The organism is Polaromonas sp. CF318 (assembly GCF_000282655.1).
Classification (GTDB): domain Bacteria; phylum Pseudomonadota; class Gammaproteobacteria; order Burkholderiales; family Burkholderiaceae_C; genus Polaromonas.
This window is the reverse complement of record NZ_AKIV01000143.1, coordinates 41,213-57,912: the sequence shown is the minus strand read 5'-3', so window position 1 is coordinate 57,912 and position 16,700 is coordinate 41,213. Positions and strand designations below refer to the sequence as shown.

The window sequence follows — 16,700 nt, the reverse complement described above, 5'->3', positions numbered from 1 at the left end:
GTAAATCTGCGAGATCTGTGGATATTGATTTGAATTCATCCGCAGATGACGCAGATTGACGCAGATGAAGACCCGTCAGCGGAATAAAGCAGCCGGCAGTTGTCACCGAACCGTCATGAACAGCCAGCACACTGTGGGACCTCTTCAAAAAGCTGCTCCCTTCCCGCCTCGCTCCCGCTCCCGCGTAACAGCTGACTCACTCCCCTGAATGGACATCACCTACGGCGCCGACAAGACCGGCCTGCTCTGCGGTTACCGCTTTGAAAACGGCGCGCCCGGCGTGCCTGTGGATTTGCTGGAGGCGGCGGCCTGGCTCAAGAGCGACGCGCCCAAGGGCAAATCAGATTTTGTCTGGCTGCACTTCAACCTGAGCGACGCGGCGGCGGAGGCCAGCATACGCAAGCACCTGAACCCGGTGCCGGAGTTTTTCGAGGCGCTGCACGAGGGCTCGCGCTCCACGCGCATCGAGGATGCCCACGACACCTTGATCGCCGTGGTCAACGACGTGGCTTATGAGTTCGCCTTCGACCCGGCCGAGATGGCCAGCCTGTGGCTGAACGTGGGGCCGCACATGGCGCTGAGCGCGCGCTCGCACCCGCTGCGCTCCATAGACCGGCTGCGCGACGCGGTGAAGAACGGCAAAAAACCGCTGGCCTCCTCGGTGTCCTTCCTCAACCACCTGCTACGCGAGCAGGGCGACGTGCTGGTGCGCATCGTGCGCGATGCGACGGTGCAGGTCGACGTGGTGGAAGACAAATTCCTGGTGGGCCGGCTGCACAACCGCCGCGCCGACCTGGGCAAGCTGCGGCGTGTGTTGGTGCGGCTGCAGCGCCTGCTGGCACCCGAGCCCGGCGCCCTCTTCCGACTGCTGCGCCTGCCGCCGCCCTGGGTCAGCGAAGGCGACCTCGAAGAGCTGCGCCAGGCCACCGAGGAGTTTTCATTGACCATACGCGACCTGTCGGAGCTCAAGGAACGCATCAAGCTGCTGCAGGAAGAGATCGCCGCGCAGGTCAGCGAGGAAACCAACCGCAGCGTCTTCGTCCTGACCATGGTGACGGTGCTGGCCCTGCCCATCAACATCGTGGCCGGCCTGCTGGGCATGAACGTGGGCGGCGTCCCGCTGGCGGACTCTCCGCACGGCTTCATGGTGATCGTCGCCATCATCGGCGTTTTCACCGGCTTCGCGGCCTGGTACGTCTACCGGCAAAAGCAGTAGGTCCGCGAAGCGGCCCTACAGCGTCTCGCCCTCGCGCAGCACACCGGCGCCGCGCAGCGCCGCGTCCAGCCAGGGCGCGCTGGTCTGGCCTTGCGCGATGCCGGCGATGCGCTTGGCCTCGTCAGCGACTTTCTTCTCCGCCAGCGGCAGCAGTGCCGCGATGCGCTCGCGCTCCACGACCACCACGCCGTCCGCGTCGGCCGTCACAAAATCACCGGGCCGCACCGTCACGCCGCCCGCGCTGACGGGATGGTTGATGCGCCCCGCGATGTTCTTGGTCGGGCCGTTCGGGTTGGTGCCCACCGAGAACACCGGGAAACCCATCTCGCGCAGCTCCAGGCTGTCGCGCACCGCGCCGTCGATGACCACGCCCGCCAGCCCCAGCTTGCGGCAGGCGCTGACCATGATCTCGCCCATCAGGGCGCTGGTCTGGTCGCCCTTGGCGTCCACCACCAGCACGTCGCCGGGTTGGGCCAGCGCCATCGCGGCATGGATCATCAGGTTGTCGCCGGGCCGCACCTCGACGGTGACGGCCGTGCCGGCGCACTTCATGGACGGGTGCAGCGCCGTGATGCGGCCGTGCAGGGCGCCGCGCCGGCCGGCCACGTCGGCCAGGATGGCGGGCTGGAAACGCGCCGCGCCGGCGACCAGCTCGGCCGGCAGGCGCTCGAAGCCGCGGATGATGTCGGGCTTGGGGGTGGCGCTCATGGTCACTCCACCTTGATGTTGGCTTCTTTGATCACGCCGCCCCATTTGCGCTTGTCGGCAACCAGGAACTCGCGGAACTTCTGCGGCGTGCTGCCGACCGGCTCCAGGCCGTCCTGGACCAGGCGTCTGGAAATCTCGGGCATCGCCAGCACCTTGGCGACCTCGCGCTGCACACGCTCGATCGCGGCGGCCGGCGTGCCCTTGGCGGCGCACAGCCCGGTCCAGGTGACGGGGTCGAAGGCGGGAATGCCGGCCTCGGCCACGGTGGGCACGTCGGGCAGCGCCGGCAGGCGGCGCGGGCTGGCCACGGCCAGGATGCGCAGCTTGCCGGACTGGGCATACGACATGGAGCTCACCGGCTGGTCGAAGATCATGGACACCTGGCCGGCCAGCAGGTCGGTCATGGCCTGGCCCGTGCCCTTGTAGGCGACGTGGACGATGTCGATGCCGGCGCGCGCCTTGAGCATCTCGCCGGCCAGGTGGCCGCCCGTGCCGTTGCCCGAGGACGCGAAGTTGATGACGCCCGGTTTGGCCTTGGCGTAGGCCACCAGTTCCTTCACGTCCTTGACCGGCAGCGCGGCATTCACCAGCAGCAGATAGGGCGCGTTGGCGATCTGGGTGACGGGCAGCAGGTCGGTCTCGGAGTTGAAAGGCGCCTTGATCAAATGCGGCTGGATCGACAAGGTGCCGGTGGTGCACATCATGAGCGTGTGGCCGTCCGCCGGCGCGCTGAGCATGGTGGATGCGGCGATATTGCCACCCGCGCCGGGCTTGTTGTCGATCAGCACCTGCTGGCCCAGCGCTTCCGACAGCTTGGGCGCGATCAGGCGGGCCACGATGTCATTGGAGCCGCCCGGCGAAAAGCCGACCAGGATGCGGACCGGTTTGCTCGGAAAAACATCCGAGGCCAGGGCACCGGCGCTGCCCAGCGACGCCATGGCGGCGAGCAGGGGCATCATCTTCAGGAGTGTGCGTAGAGTCATAAAGCGTCCATTCAGGGGGTGGCGGGGAAAGTCGGAAGGGGCAAACGGAGCGCCGCTCAGCGGCCCAGCTGCTCGCGGGCCTGCGCGATGCGGCGGCAGCCCTCGAGCAGGTGTTCGGTGCTGGCGGCAAACGACAGCCGGAAATGCGTGGGCACACCGTAGGCGCTGCCCTGCAGGGCCGCCAGGTTTTGCGCATCGAGCAAATGCATGATCCAGTCGTCGCTGGATTCGATGACGGCGCCGCCCGGCCTGCGCAGGCCGAACAGCGCCGCGCAGGAAGCAAACACATAAAAAGCGCCTTCGGGCGCAAGGCAGCGTATGCCGTCCACCTGGTTGAGCGCGGCCACCACGGTGTCGCGGCGCTGCTGGAACACATCCCGGTTCCGGGCGATGAAATCCTGCGGGCCCGTCAGCGCGGCCACCGCCGCGGCCTGGCCTATGGAGCTTGCGCCCGAGGTGCTTTGCGATTGCAGCTTGACCATGGCCTTGATGAGCGCGGCCGGCCCTGCCCCGTAGCCGATCCGCCAGCCCGTCATCGCATAGGCCTTGGAGACACCGTTGATGGTCAGCGTGCGGTCCTTCAGCTCGGGCGCGGCCTGCGCCAGCGTGGCGAACTCGCGGCCGTCGTAAATCAGGTGCTCGTAGATGTCGTCGGTCATGACCCAGACATGCGGGTGCCGATGCAGCACCTGCGCCAGCGCCACGAGCTCATCCCGCGTGTAGGCGGCGCCGCTGGGATTGTTCGGCGAGTTGAGCACCAGCCAGCGCGTCTTCGGCGTGATCGCGCGTTCCAGGCTTTCGGGCTGCAGCTTGAAGCCCTTGACTTCGTGGCAGTCCACAAACACCGGCACGCCGTCGGCCAGCAGCGCGATGTCGGGATAGGACACCCAGTAAGGCGCGGGCACGATGACTTCATCGCCGGCCTCCAGCGTGCACATCAGCGCGTTGAAGATCACCTGCTTGGCGCCGGTGCCGACAATGATCTCGCTCGCGCCGTAGTCCAGGCCGTTTTCAAGCTTGAACTTGCGCGACACCGCCTCCCGCAGCTCGGGCGTGCCGCCCACGTCGGTGTAGCGCGTCTTGCCCTCGGCCATGGCGCGTGTGGCGGCTTCCTTGATGTGCTGCGGCGTTTCAAAATCCGGTTCGCCGGCCGTCAGGCCGACGATGTCTCGCCCCTGGGCGCGCAGCTCGCGGGCGCGCTGGCCCGCCATGGAGCTGGGCGAGGGTTTGATGCGGTTGAGGCGGCTGGCGAGTTGGATCATGGGAAGGAAGAAGAAAAAAAGTCGTGCCGGTTGCGTTGCGACCAAGTTTCCGGCAGGGCCGGCAAATCGCCAAACGAGTATTCGGCGCAGGCAGCTATTCCTTTTTTTCCTGGCGCTCCCCCGTGCGCTACAGTGGCGGGGAATGAACCTGACCTTCAAACAGCTAGAGGCCTTTTTCTTCAGCGCCAGGCTGCAGAGCTTCAGCGCCGCGGCCGTGAAGCTTCACACCACGCAGTCGGCGATCTCCAAGCGCCTGGCGGAACTGGAGGACGTGCTGGGCGCGCCCGTGCTGCACCGCAAGTCCAAAGGGCTGGAGCTCACGCCGGTGGGGCGCCGCCTGTTGCCGCTGGCCGAGGAGACGCTGAGGCTGAGGCTGCGCATAGAAACCGAGCTGAGCGTGGACCAGACCCTGGAAGGCACTTTCCGCATCGGCGTGACCGAGCTGATCGCGCTGACCTGGCTCACGGGCTTCATCAAGCGCTTGCAGGAGCTGCACCCCAAGCTCATCCTCGAGCCCGTGGTCGACGCGGGCCTGCATTTGTTCCAGAGCCTGGAGTCGCACAAGATCGACCTGGCCATCATGCCCGGCGTCTACTGGGGCAAGCAGTTCACCACGGTGAAAGTGGCGCAGGTCGAGGACCTCTGGATGGCCAGCCCCAGCCTCAAGATGCCCAGGCGCGCCCTCAAGCCCGAGGAGTTCGCGCTCTACCCGGTGCTGGAGCAGTCAACCGGCGCGGCAAAAAACAAGTTCTACGAAGCCTGGCTGGCGCAGCACGGCTTCAAGTTCAACAAGGTGTTCGCCACCAACAGCACCACGGTGCTCAGGGAGCTCACCATCAGCGGATTCGGCATCAGCCAGATGGCCCTGGAGTACATGCAGCCGGACATCGACAAGGGCCTGCTGCGCATCGTGCGCAGCGACCCCATGCCGCCGCCCATGGTCTACAGCGCGGTCTACCACAGCGACAACTTCAGCCCCGCGATGGACAGGGTGGTCCAGCTGGCGATCGCGAGCTGCGATTTCTCGCGCCGCTCCGGCATTCATGAGAAGGGCGCGGCCGCCTGAGCCCGCGCTTTATGCCCCTAGCGCGAATTTCTTGAGCCCTTCAAGGTCCATCACTTCGATCGATCCGTATTGCACCCGGATCAGGCCGGCGTTTTCAAGTTCGTGCAGGGCGCGGTAAGCGGTCTGCCTCACCATGCCGGTCAACCGGCCTATTTCTTCCTGGGAAATGTCTATGCGCAGCTGCGTGTTCGGATACAGCTGCGGGTTGAAGAGTTCGGCCAGGCAGTAGGCGACCCGGGTGTTCACATCCCCCAGGCGCAGGCCTTCGACCAGCGCCACGTAGTAGCCCAGGCGGGCGTTGAGCTGGTCTATCAGCCAGCGGCTGAAGGAATGGCTGTTGTCCAGCAGCCAGAGAAAAGTGGCGCGCGGCACAAACGCCACCGTGCTGTCGCGGATCGCGACCACGGCATAGGGGCGCGGTTCGCCCTTGAGCACCGCGCCTTCGCCGAACCAGGCGCCGCCGGGAACGCCGGCAAAGGTCGTGGCCCGGCCGTCGGCCGACACCGTGTCGACCTTGACCAGGCCGTCCACGACGGCCAGCCAGTGCTCGGACGGTGATTCGCGAAGGCACACCGTCGCTCCGGCCGTGAAGCCGCGGCTCACGGCGTCGCCGCAGACGCGATCGAACTGGTCCTGGGTCAAGCCCTTGCACCAGGGCGACGAAGCAAGAAATTCCAGCAGTTTTCCGCGCGGCTCTGCCTGGTGAGCGTTCATGTCGTGGGACCCCTGGCAAGTTTGACGAAGTAAGGATGGCAATACTAACCAGCAATGGCCGCCCCGCCAAATGTCGTCTGGAGAACATTCATACCGCCGCGCTTCTTCGACAATTTTTCTTTTGCCTGGAAGACGAACATGAACAGGGATACCAGCAGCCGGATGGCCTCACCGCCCAGCCTCCCGACCGAGGTGCTGCAAAGCGCCGTCGACTGGGCACTGGTGAGTCGCCGCGCCACGCGCGCCTTCCTCCCGACACCGGTGTCGCGCGCCGAGGTGGAGGCCATTCTGGACGTGGCGCGGTATTGCGCCTCCGGGGTCAATACGCAACCCTGGCATGTGCACGTGCTCATGGGCGACGCGAAGCAGCGCCTCAGTGAAGCGGTACTGCGCGTGTATGACGACCCGCCGCTGGCGGCCCAGCTCGACGAGCCCTACGACTACTACCCACGCGAATGGGTTTCGCCCTATATCGACAGGCGGCGAAAAGTGGGCTGGGACCTGTACGGCCTGCTCGGCATCCAGAAAACCGACAAGGAGCGCATGCACGCCCAGCACGGCCGCAACTACCGTTTCTTTGGCGCTCCGGTCGGGCTGATGTTCACCGTGGACCGGGGCATGGGGCGGGGCAGCCTGATCGACTACGGCATGTTTTTGCAAAGCGTCATGGTCGCCGCGCGCGCACGCGGGCTTGACACCTGCCCGCAGGCGGCCTTCACGCCCTTTCACCGCGTCATCAGCAGGGAGCTGGCCATTCCTGATCAGCAGATGTTTGTCTGCGGCATGAGCCTGGGTTACGCCGACCCCAGCCGCATCGAAAACTCGCTGGTGACCGGGCGCGAGCCGGTCGACGGTTTCACCACCTTTCACGACAGCCTCAACACGGAGACAAGACCATGAGTGCAACCGCTTATGCGCAGGGCCTGGCAAAGACTGCCGCCAACCATGTTCCCCTGACACCGCTCAATTTCCTGGACCGCACGGCCGATGTCTATCCCCAGCGGACGGCCATCGTGCACGGCAGCTTCCGGCAGACCTGGGCCGAGACACGCGAGCGCTGCTACCGCCTCGCGTCCGCGCTGGCCAGGGCGGGCATACAAGCCGGCGACACGGTGTCCATCATCGCGCCCAACACGCCGGCCATGCTGGAAGCCCACTTCGGCGTTCCCCTGTCGGGCGCCGTCCTCAACGCCATCAACTGCCGGCTGGACGCGGACGGGATCGCCTTCATCCTGCGCCACGGCGAGTGCAAGCTGCTGCTGGTGGACCGTGAATTTGCTTCCCTGGTCCGGCGGGCGCTTCAAGGCCTGCCGCATCCGCCCCGCGTCATCGACATCAACGACCTTGAAGCGCCCACCGGCACGGCCCTGGGCGATACCGACTACGAATCCTTCCTGGCCGGCGGGGACCCGGCCTTCCCCGGCCGCTGGCCGGCCGACGAGTGGTCGCCCATCGCACTCAACTACACCTCGGGCACCACGGGCGACCCCAAGGGCGTGGTGCCCAGCCACCGCGGAACCTACCTCATGAGCCTGCTGCAGATGACCGACTGGGCACTCCCGCGCGCGCCGGTGTATTTGTGGACGCTGCCGATGTTCCATGCCAACGGCTGGTGTTTTACCTGGGCGGTCACCGCGGCGGCGGGCACGCACGTGTGCCTGCGCAAGGTGACGGCCGCGAACGTCTTTGCCGCGATAGAGGAGCACGGCGTGGATCACTTCTGTGCCGCGCCCATTGTGCTGGCCGGGATCGCGGGCACACCCGGGGACCAGCGCCGGCCGCTGCCGCGCCGTGTGCGTGTGCTCACGGCGGGATCGCCGCCGCCCGCCGCGGTGCTGGAGGCCGTTGGGGCCATGGGCTTTGAGGTCGACCATGTGTTCGGCATCACCGAAATTTCGGGCACCGCCATCAGCTGCGCATGGCAGGACGGGTGGGATGAACTGCCCGCCAGCCAGCAAAGCCGCCTCAAGGCACGCCAGGGCGTTCGCGCCGCGGCGCTCGAAGCCGTGCGGGTGGCTGATCCCGACACGCTGGTGCCCGTTCCGCGAGACGGCGCAAGCAGCGGTGAATTGCTGATACGCGGCAATACCGTGATGATGGGCTACCTCAAAAACCCGGGTGCCACCGCGAAGGCTTTTTCAGGCGGCTGGTTCCACACGGGCGACGTGGCGGTGATGCATGCCGATGGCCATCTGCAGATCACCGACCGATCCAAGGACGTGATCATCTCCGGCGGCGAAAATATCTCGTCGGTCGAAGTGGAAGAGGTGCTGTACCAACTCACCGGCGTGCTGCACGCCGCCGTCGTCGCGCAGCCTGACGGCAAATGGGGTGAAGTGCCGTGCGCCTTTGTGGAGCTCAAAGCCGCTGCGCCGGCCATCACGGAAGCCGATGTGATGGCCTTCTGCCGCGAGCGCCTCGCGCACTTCAAGTGCCCGCGCCGCGTGATTTTCACGGACTTGCCGAAGACGGCGACGGGCAAGATCCAGAAGTTCCGGCTGCGCGCGCTGGCGGGCAGCCGCGAGGCGATTACCCAACTGGCTCAATAAACATCGGAAAGCGAAGGTATTTCAGCGGCGAGAGAGTCGATGTGCCGGGCCGCATGTCAGTCGAGGTTCACCGGATCGTCATCTGCCGTTCATGAAGGACACACAGATAATGGCGCATGTTCCGCAAACGCCTGACCGTCGCCCTGGGTATTCTGGCTTTGGCCGCGCTCCTGCAGGGCGGCGTGTCCTGGTGGGTACTGCAGGAGGCCGGCGAGAAGGTCTACCGCGGCCGTGTGGCCAGCGACATGCTGGGAGGGTTTCTGGACCTGTACGGCACCAAACAGCGCCTGCGGGCCTGGTTGTCACAGGCCTTGCTGGGTGCCCCGGTAGACCCGCAACTACGTGAAACACTGCAGAACGACATGGCCGCCGCACTCAGCAGGCTGGATGCCATGGCCCTGCTGGCCGCCGAACTGGATGGTGACCGCGATGCGCTGCAGGCCGAACACCGCCAGCGCAAGGAAGACCTGCGGGTGCTGCACCAGAGCCTGGACGAACTTCGCGCCGCCATGGCCACCGTGCAGCTCGCCGCGCCCAATGCGAATCCGGTGGCAGTATGGTCGGAGATCACCCGGGTGTTTGACGTGTCGCAGGGTCGGGACCTGCGCTCGCTGCTGTCCCGAAACATAGACCGCGAAAAACTCGCCGTGGCCCGCGACCGGGCCGCGGCCGACAGCTCCCTGGCCCTGGTCCGCGGCCTGGCGCTGGGGGCGGCGACCGCGCTGGCCCTGGCGGCCATGCTGCTGGCGCTGTACTTCACCCGCGCGCTGCGCCAGCCGCTGGAAGAGCTCAGCACCGGTGCCGAGGCCCTGCAGCGCGGCGACCTGCAGCATCGAATTCCGACCCACCGGCACGATGAGTTTTCACGCTTTGCCCAACGCGTCAACGCGATGGCATCCGAAATCGCCCAGCACCGCGAGCGCGAAACGCAGGCGCGCCAGCGGCTGGAAGACCTGGTGCAGGCACGCACCGCCGAGCTGGAGGAGGCCTTGCACACGCTTCAGCAACTTGAAGCCCGCCGCCGCCAGCTGTTTGCCGATGTGAGCCACGAGCTGCGCACGCCCACCACCGCCATTCGCGGCGAAGCCGATATCGCCTTGCGCGGGCAGGACAAGCCCGCGGCGTACTACCAAGGCGCGATGCAGCGCATCGTGGGCGCCGCCCAGCAACTCGGCGGTGTGATCGATGATTTGCTGACCATGGCGCGCAGCGACATCGACGCGCTGACCTTGCACCGCACCCCCCTGGATGTGGCCGAGCCCCTGCAGGAAGCCGTGGAGCAGGCCCAGGCCCTGGGGCGGGAGCACCGTGTGCAGGTGCAATACGCCCTGCCCGAAGACGCGCCGGGCTGGCGGTTGCTGGGCGATGCACAGCGCCTGCGCCAGCTCTTTACCCTGTTGCTGCACAACGCGGTGTGCTATTCGCACCCCGGCGGCACCGTGCAGGTGCGGGCCCGGCGGGTCGAGGAAGCCGGCGATGTGCCGCACTGGGAACTGCGGGCCACCGACCACGGCATCGGCATCACGGCCGATGAACTGGGGCGCGTGTTCGAGCGAAATTTCCGCAGCGAGCGGGCCCGCCTGCACCGCGCCGACGGCAGCGGCCTGGGCCTGCCGATAGCCGCGACCCTGGCCCGTGCCCATGGTGGAAAGATAGAAATTGACAGCGCTCCGGGGCACGGAACCACCGTGATCCTGCGCTTGCCCCTGCTGACTGGACAAAGCTGAACCCATGAACATACTGATTGTGGAAGACGACGCCCGCGTGGCCGATTTTCTGGATCGCGGCCTGCGCGCCGAAGGCTACCGTACCCAGGTAGCGCGCAACGGCACCGACGGCTTGGCGCTGGCCCGGCAAGTAGCCCGGCAGGCCCGCGAAGACGGCACGCCCACCGTCATGCTGCTGGACCTGATGCTGCCCGGCATGGACGGGCTGGAGGTCTGCCAGACCCTGCGCGCCGGCGGCGTGGCCCTGCCCATTTTGATGCTGACCGCCCTGGGCACCCTGGACGACCGCGTCTCGGGTCTGCGCCTGGGCGCCGACGACTACCTGGTCAAACCCTTTGCGTTCGAGGAGCTGCTGGCGCGCATCGAGGCGCTGATGCGGCGTTCGCGCGACCTGGCACCCGCCAATGCTTCGCGCCTGGAAGTCGGCGACCTGGTGTTCGACCGCGAGGCCATGCGCGCCACCCGCAGCGGCCAGCCCATCGCGCTGACGGCGCGCGAGCTGGCCCTGCTGGAGTTGCTGATGTCGGCGCCGGGGCGGCTGTTCAGCCGTGAGCGCATTTTGTCGGCCGTGTGGGGCACGCACGAGGACCCGCTGACCAATGTGGTGGACGTGTACATCCGGCGCCTGCGCAGCAAGATCGACGACGGCCGGGCCCAGCCGCTGATCCACACCCTGCGCGGCCTGGGCTACCGCCTCGAAGCACTGGGCTAGGGCGGTTCATCTGGCGTTCATGTCATCGTCAGCCGCGCTTAACGCCGCCAGCGCCCTGGCGTTCATGCCCCGCTTCGACACTTCTTTCACTGCGGCGGATTTCCCCACCGCAGGTTTTGCCCGACAGGGCCAACCCATGAAAGAGTGCACACCATGACTTCCGCAACCACCCGTTTGCTCCCCGCTTTTGCCGCCGTGCTGCTGTTGGCCGCGGGCGCGGCGCAAGCCCGCACCGAGACCTGCCAGCCCACCGACGAAAAGAAAATCGCCGGCCTGTTCGATCGCTGGAACGATTCGCTCAAGACCCTGGACCCGGCCAAGGTCACCGCCAACTACGCCCCCGATGCCGTGCTGCTGCCGACCGTGGCCAACCAGCCGCATGCGACACCTGCCGAGATCAACGGCTATTTCGTCAAGTTCCTGAAAGACCAGCCCCAGGGCGCCATCGACAAGCGCTTCATCAAGATCGGCTGCAATCTGGCGCAGGACGTGGGAACTTATACCTTTTCCTTCAAGGACGGCAACAAGGTGTCCGCCCGCTACACTTTTGTGTACGAGTTCACCGGCGGCAAGTGGCTGATCGTCAACCACCATTCTTCGGCCATGCCTGTGAAGGAATAAGAGCGGCCAGTACGAGTCCGGTGGCGGCCGCGGGCCTGCCGCCGGCCCTCCAAGGCCTTGCCGTTCAAACCACAGCGGGCACCGCTGAAGTGCCTTCGCTTGCAGGGTGTCCCGTCTCCCACCTCCCACCTCCCGCCGCACTGTCGTTGCAATGACAGCGTTCCGGTGGCGCCCCTGCTAATCTGGAAATGCAGTGGACATACGCGGATCAACCCAAAGGAGACAACATGGCATGGAATATCGACGTGGTGGAGGGATGCGCCGTGGTGCGCATGAACACCAATAAAGTGAATGTGCAGAACGAGCAGTTCTTCGCCGACCTGCATGCGGCGTTTGACCGGCTGGAGCGCGAGTTCAACGAGCTGCCGGTGGTGCTGACCGGCCAGGGCGACGCCTTCTCGGCCGGCATCGACTTCCAGTACAGCTTCGACATCTTCGGCAGCGGAAGCCAGGACAAGATCCGCGAATGGTACCGGGCCTACCGCGCGACGAATCTGCGCATCTTCCAATACCCAAGGCCCACCGTGGCAGCCGTGAACGGCCACGCCATCGCCGGCGGCCTGATCACCGCGCTGGACTGCGACTTCCGGGTGGCCGCGCGCAAACCGGCGAAGTTCGGCCTCAACGAAGTGCCCATCGGCATTCCCATGCCCGCGGCCTATGTCGAGATCATCAAATATGCGTTGGGCGACCAGGTCGGGGCGCTGGCCACGCTGCGCGGCAAGCTGTATGAATTCGAGGAAGCGGAGCGGCTGGGCTTCTTCCATGAGGTGGTGGAGCCCGACAAGCTGCTCGCCACGGCCATCGGCTATGCAACATGCATCACCCCTGACTGCAACACCGCCTATGCGATGTCCAAGAAGGCTTTGCAGGATGGTGTCATGAGGCAGATCGAGGAACGCACCGTCGCACTGGACGCACAGCTCCCGGCGGGGATGAGCGACGCAGGCAACCGGCGGGCCCAGGACCGCCGGCGGCAGGAAATCATGAACAAGCGGAAATAAGAGCCGCCATGATTGATCTTTACAGCTGGGCGGCTCCCAATGGACACAAGGTGCAGATCCTCGTGGAGGAGCTGGAAATTCCGTATCGCGCCATCCCGGTCAACATCACGAGCGGCGCCCAGCACGAGGCCGGCTACAGGGCCATCAACCCCAATGGGAAGATACCGGCCATCGTGGACCACGACCCCAAGGGCGGCGGTGACCCTCTGACCGTCTTCGAGACCGGGGCCATCATGACTTACCTCGCGGAGAAGGAGGGGCGATTTCTTCCGGTCGACGTGCGGCAGCGCAGCGAAGTCATGCAATGGCTGTTCTGGCAGGTCGGTGGGCTGGGGCCCATCATGGGGCAAGCCCAGCACTTTTTCCGGTATGCGCCCGAGTCCGTACCCTATGCAATGGCGCGCTACCAGAACGAAACGCGGCGCTTGTTGAAAGTGCTGGATGACCGCCTGCAAGGACGGGAGTACATCTGCGATGCCTATTCGATCGCCGACATGGCGTGCTTTCCCTGGATCCGTATCCACAAGCTGACGGGCGTCTCGCTGGATGAATTCCCGCGGGTCCAGGCCTGGTACGGGCGGGTGCGCAGCCGGCCGGCCGTGACACGCGGCCTGAACCTCCTGAGAGACCAGTGGATCGACGTCACCACCTCGGCGGAAGCCAAACGAAATCTCTTTCAGAGGCAGTAACCATGGCCCCGAATGACAACGGCGTGGTGGACGCCTTCATCGATCTGCGCAGCCCTTACTCCTACCTCGCATTGCAGCCCGCGCGTGCTTTGGCCCAGCGCACCGGCGTGGCCTTCGAATGGTGGCCCGTGATCACGGACTTTCGTTCCGCCTACGGGGGTGAGGTCGAGCAGCGCTCGCCACGCGATGTCGCGAAACTGAAGTACCTGTACATGGACTGCCGGCGCCTGGCGAAGCTGCAAGGCCTCACGATCCGTTCCACAACAAAGCTCTGGGACGCAGGCCTGGGAAGTCAGGCGATGCTGTTCGCGAAGTCCAGGAATTGCCTCTGGGAGTTCTGCGATCCCCTGCTGGCGGCCTTCTGGCGCCGCGAATTCGACCTGGAGTCGCCGGTGCAAATTGAGGCGGCACTCGTCAGTGCGGGCCTGCAAGCCGGCGATTGGCGTGAGTACCTCAATGCCGACGCGCAGCGAGACCTCGATGCAGCGTTTGAGCGCGCTGAACTGCTGGGGGTTTTTGGCGCCCCGACTTTCGTCTATCGGGGCGAGCTGTTTTGGGGCGGCGACAGGCTGGACCTGCTTGCCGCCGCTCTAAATCGTCGGGAACAGGCTTGAGCCTCAGGCAACAGAGCCATCCGCTCCCGGAGCTTTCGAGGGCACGCGACACTAAACAGGTGTACCTCCGACCCGCGTCGTATTGCCTCAAGCACCATGCAGTTTCTTGCGACAGCGGTACTTAAACGCACTCGGTTCTAAATGGGTAATTCGGAGGTCATCTTGATCTTCTGCATGGGTATCTCAGTCTTGACGCTCTGTACTCCCTTGATCCGAACCAGGTGCTCGCCCTGGAATCTTCGGTAGGCATCAAGGTCGGCAGCAACAACACGAAGCAGGAAGTCGCAGTCTCCGGCCATCAGATGGCATTCAACGATTTGAGGGAGGCTCTGTACTTCAGCCGTGAAGTTATCTATGGTTTTCGCGTCTTGGCTGGTTAACCAGATACGAACAAAGACTGTCAGTCCGATCCCCAGCTTCGAGGCATCAAGCAATGCGACGTATCGTTCGACGACACCTGACTCTTCGAGCGCTTTTACTCGGCGCAGGCATGGAGACGGTGACAGGCCTGCTTTTTCGGCCAACTCCACATTTTGAATTCGCCCGTCTTTTTGCAACATCCGAAGAATGCGGAGGTCGATTTCATCCAGAGTTTTCATGGTGATTGGTTCCTAGATTTCATCTTGGCATCACATGCCACAGATTTTCTATTTTGTGGTTTTGAATATCAATTTCTGGAAATAGTAAGACATAAACGCAATCAAACACCATCTCTTTTGGGATAAATTAATTTCATTCGACAGAGGACTGAGCGTTCCTGTTGCGAGCGAAGGAGCCAACAGAAATGAGTGTCAGCGTCATGCAAACTTTCCAATTCAAAAGCAACCTCAGCCCGGTAGATGCGGGCCGACGGGAAGCTTTGCTGGAGGCCCCAGGCTTCGGCCGCGTGTTTACCGACCACATTGCCACGATTCAATATTCGGAAGAGTGTGGCTGGCACAACGCGAAGATCGGCCCGCGCGAGCCCTTCAGCCTTGATCCTGCAACACTGGTGTTCCACTACGCTCAGGAAATCTATGAAGGCATGAAGGCTTACCGCATGCCTGACGGCGGGGGCGCGTTGTTCCGTCCGGATGCGAATGCGCGCCGATTCCGCAATTCCGCCGAGCGGCTCGCCATGCCGGCTCTGCCGGATAACTTATTCATCGAGTCCGTCCGTGAGCTCGTTCGCGTCGATAGAGCGTGGATTCCATCAACGGCAGGGTCGGCGCTCTATCTCCGCCCGTTCATGATTGCGACTGAAGTGGTCCTCGGCGTGAAGCCCTCGTCGGAGTATCTTTACTGTGTCGTGGCGACGCCAGTCGGCCCCTATTTCAAGGGCGGATCGGTGACGCTCTGGATTTCCGAAAATTTCTCGAGGGCCGCTCCTGGCGGTACTGGCGAAGCGAAATGCGGTGGCAACTATGCGGCCAGCCTTGCCGCGCAGGCAGAAGCAATCCAGCAAGGGTGTGAACAAGTGGTATTCCTCGACGCGATTGAACGGCGTTGGGTTGAGGAACTCGGTGGCATGAACGTGTTCTTCGTCTTCGATGACGGATCGCTTCAAACGCCGCCGCTGACCGGAACGATTCTGCCGGGTATTACCCGTGCTTCTCTGATCACACTCGCATGCGACATGGGACTCACTGTGCGCGAAGAGCCCTATGGAATCGATCAGTGGGAGGCCGACGCCAAGAGCGGGCGGCTGCTGGAGGCATTCGCGTGCGGCACCGCCGCGGTGGTTACGCCGATCGGCAAAGTGAAGGGTCGTAGGCATGGCTTCACCGTCGGGAATGGGGGTATGGGCCCGGTGACTGCGCGGTTGAAGTCGGTACTGCTCGGCATCCAGAACGGGTGCGCGCCAGACCACCATGGTTGGCTGGACCGTCTGTTCTGAACAAGAACGGGTAAATCGCATCCCCCGCAAGGAGTCCCAAGAATGACGCACCCACCCGTTCAAAATCTTAACGAGGCGTTTCTTTCCCTACCACCGAGGATATTCATATGACACGATTTTCCACCTCACAGGGTTTCATGGGGCCCTTCTCCCATGACGGAAAGGCCAGCATCGCGCCGTATCCACCATGGCACTATGCTGCCGACTTCGTCACAGTCGAATGCTGGGTGGATCCCGCCGCCGTCGAGGCGCTGCTGCCACCAGGGCTCAGTCTTCATCCCGATGAGCGAGGCCTTGTTACGGTCTCTTTTGTCGACTGGCAAGCCTGTACCGACACCGGTGGGGAATTGCTGGACCCCGTGAGAGCCCAGTATCGCGAGTGCATTGTGCTGGCGAGTGTGCAGTACGAAGGCAAGCTGATGCAGTACTGCCCATATATCGTGGTTGACCAGGACACCTCGCTGGCGCGGGGTTGGGCTCTGGGCTATCCGAAGAAAATCGGCTCCGTGTGGATCACCCGGTCCATGGGCGTTGCGTCGGTCGCGTCCCCGGCGCTCGAGCCTGGTGCGATCTTTGCGGGTACGGTCGCTGTGAAGGACAGGCGCATTGCGGAAGGCCATGTGAAGCTCACGGCCAGGGCCGACGCAACGGCAGTCACTTTCGGCAGCCGGCCCATAGTGGCCCTCCGGCACTTTCCGTCAATGTTTGAGGGCCACGCTGACCAGCCCGCAGTGTTCGAGCTCGTTCGGCTTCAGGCCGAGAACGCACAAGCCGGACCGGTCTGGGAGGGTGTTGCAAACCTCAACATCCTCGATTCGCCCACCGAGCTGCTGAGCGGCCTCCGGCCCATCCGATTAGGGCGAGGCTGGCGTTATTCGCTTGCAATGACGAATCGATTCAATCACCTGCTCCGCGATCTTCGCGAGCTAAATCAACAAGACAGTATCAAGGGGAAGTGA

17 protein-coding genes are annotated in these 16,700 nt (G+C 64.4%); 12 read left to right on the top strand and 5 right to left on the bottom strand.

The features are described 5' to 3' along the window. The first annotated feature begins 208 nt into the window (after nt 1-208). Complete coding sequence (locus tag PMI15_RS22005) at nt 209-1,216, top strand: transporter (RefSeq protein ID WP_007874365.1); 1,008 nt, start codon at nt 209-211, stop codon at nt 1,214-1,216. Between the two features lie 15 nt (nt 1,217-1,231). On the opposite strand, the gene PMI15_RS22000 is transcribed toward PMI15_RS22005, so the two are convergent. From PMI15_RS22000 to PMI15_RS21990, 3 genes are read right to left on the bottom strand one after another with little or no spacing between them, the layout of a single operon-like run. Then, entirely contained in the window at nt 1,232-1,924 is a 693-nt protein-coding gene (locus PMI15_RS22000; RefSeq protein ID WP_007874363.1) for an RraA family protein, read from the bottom strand. A 2-nt stretch (nt 1,925-1,926) separates the two neighbouring features. Further along, entirely contained in the window at nt 1,927-2,907 is a 981-nt protein-coding gene (locus PMI15_RS21995; protein WP_007874361.1) for a tripartite tricarboxylate transporter substrate binding protein, read from the bottom strand. A 56-nt stretch (nt 2,908-2,963) separates the two neighbouring features. Beyond that, complete coding sequence (locus PMI15_RS21990; protein ID WP_007874359.1) at nt 2,964-4,169, bottom strand: pyridoxal phosphate-dependent aminotransferase; 1,206 nt, start codon at nt 4,167-4,169, stop codon at nt 2,964-2,966. Between the two features lie 142 nt (nt 4,170-4,311). Here PMI15_RS21990 and PMI15_RS21985 point away from each other — a divergent pair, with 142 nt between their 5' ends. Beyond that, a complete protein-coding gene (locus PMI15_RS21985) occupies nt 4,312-5,235 on the top strand; it encodes a LysR family transcriptional regulator (protein ID WP_007874357.1) in 924 nt (307 codons plus the stop codon). 9 nt (nt 5,236-5,244) lie between these two features. On the opposite strand, the gene PMI15_RS21980 is transcribed toward PMI15_RS21985, so the two are convergent. After that, entirely contained in the window at nt 5,245-5,949 is a 705-nt protein-coding gene (locus PMI15_RS21980; RefSeq protein ID WP_007874356.1) for a Crp/Fnr family transcriptional regulator, read from the bottom strand. A gap of 138 nt (nt 5,950-6,087) precedes the next feature. Here PMI15_RS21980 and PMI15_RS21975 point away from each other — a divergent pair, with 138 nt between their 5' ends. The 8 genes from PMI15_RS21975 (at nt 6,088) to PMI15_RS21940 (ending at nt 13,865) form a co-directional block, all read left to right on the top strand. Then, complete coding sequence (locus PMI15_RS21975; protein ID WP_007874348.1) at nt 6,088-6,849, top strand: nitroreductase; 762 nt, start codon at nt 6,088-6,090, stop codon at nt 6,847-6,849. Next, the gene (locus tag PMI15_RS21970) at nt 6,846-8,498 is read left to right on the top strand and encodes an AMP-binding protein (protein ID WP_007874347.1); all 1,653 of its coding nucleotides are present in this window, start codon (nt 6,846-6,848) and stop codon (nt 8,496-8,498) included. Before PMI15_RS21975 ends, PMI15_RS21970 begins: the two co-directional genes overlap by 4 nt. Nucleotides 8,499-8,614: 116 nt before the next feature. Next, nucleotides 8,615-10,225 carry a cell wall metabolism sensor histidine kinase WalK gene (locus PMI15_RS21965; protein WP_007874346.1) on the top strand — a complete coding sequence of 537 codons (1,611 nt, stop codon included), beginning with the start codon at nt 8,615-8,617 and terminating at the stop codon, nt 10,223-10,225. Nucleotides 10,226-10,229: 4 nt separating this feature from the next. Beyond that, complete coding sequence (locus tag PMI15_RS21960) at nt 10,230-10,937, top strand: response regulator transcription factor (RefSeq protein ID WP_007874345.1); 708 nt, start codon at nt 10,230-10,232, stop codon at nt 10,935-10,937. Nucleotides 10,938-11,090: 153 nt separating this feature from the next. Then, nucleotides 11,091-11,558 carry an SgcJ/EcaC family oxidoreductase gene (locus tag PMI15_RS21955; protein WP_007874344.1) on the top strand — a complete coding sequence of 156 codons (468 nt, stop codon included), beginning with the start codon at nt 11,091-11,093 and terminating at the stop codon, nt 11,556-11,558. A 227-nt stretch (nt 11,559-11,785) separates the two neighbouring features. Then, nucleotides 11,786-12,562: an enoyl-CoA hydratase/isomerase family protein gene (locus PMI15_RS21950; protein WP_007874343.1), complete on the top strand. Its 777-nt coding sequence runs from the start codon at nt 11,786-11,788 to the stop codon at nt 12,560-12,562. An 8-nt stretch (nt 12,563-12,570) separates the two neighbouring features. After that, entirely contained in the window at nt 12,571-13,251 is a 681-nt protein-coding gene (locus PMI15_RS21945) for a glutathione S-transferase N-terminal domain-containing protein (RefSeq protein ID WP_007874341.1), read from the top strand. 2 nt (nt 13,252-13,253) lie between these two features. Then, nucleotides 13,254-13,865, top strand: coding sequence for a DsbA family protein (locus PMI15_RS21940; protein WP_007874339.1), 612 nt, complete (start codon nt 13,254-13,256; stop codon nt 13,863-13,865). 137 nt (nt 13,866-14,002) lie between these two features. On the opposite strand, the gene PMI15_RS21935 is transcribed toward PMI15_RS21940, so the two are convergent. Then, a complete protein-coding gene (locus tag PMI15_RS21935; RefSeq protein WP_007874337.1) occupies nt 14,003-14,464 on the bottom strand; it encodes an Lrp/AsnC family transcriptional regulator in 462 nt (153 codons plus the stop codon). A gap of 200 nt (nt 14,465-14,664) precedes the next feature. On the opposite strand from PMI15_RS21935, the gene PMI15_RS21930 reads away from it, so the two are divergent. Further along, on the top strand, nt 14,665-15,741 hold the full coding sequence (locus PMI15_RS21930; RefSeq protein WP_369751968.1) for a branched-chain amino acid aminotransferase: 1,077 nt from the start codon (nt 14,665-14,667) through the stop codon (nt 15,739-15,741). A gap of 107 nt (nt 15,742-15,848) precedes the next feature. Then, nucleotides 15,849-16,700: an acetoacetate decarboxylase family protein gene (locus PMI15_RS21925; protein WP_007874332.1), complete on the top strand. Its 852-nt coding sequence runs from the start codon at nt 15,849-15,851 to the stop codon at nt 16,698-16,700.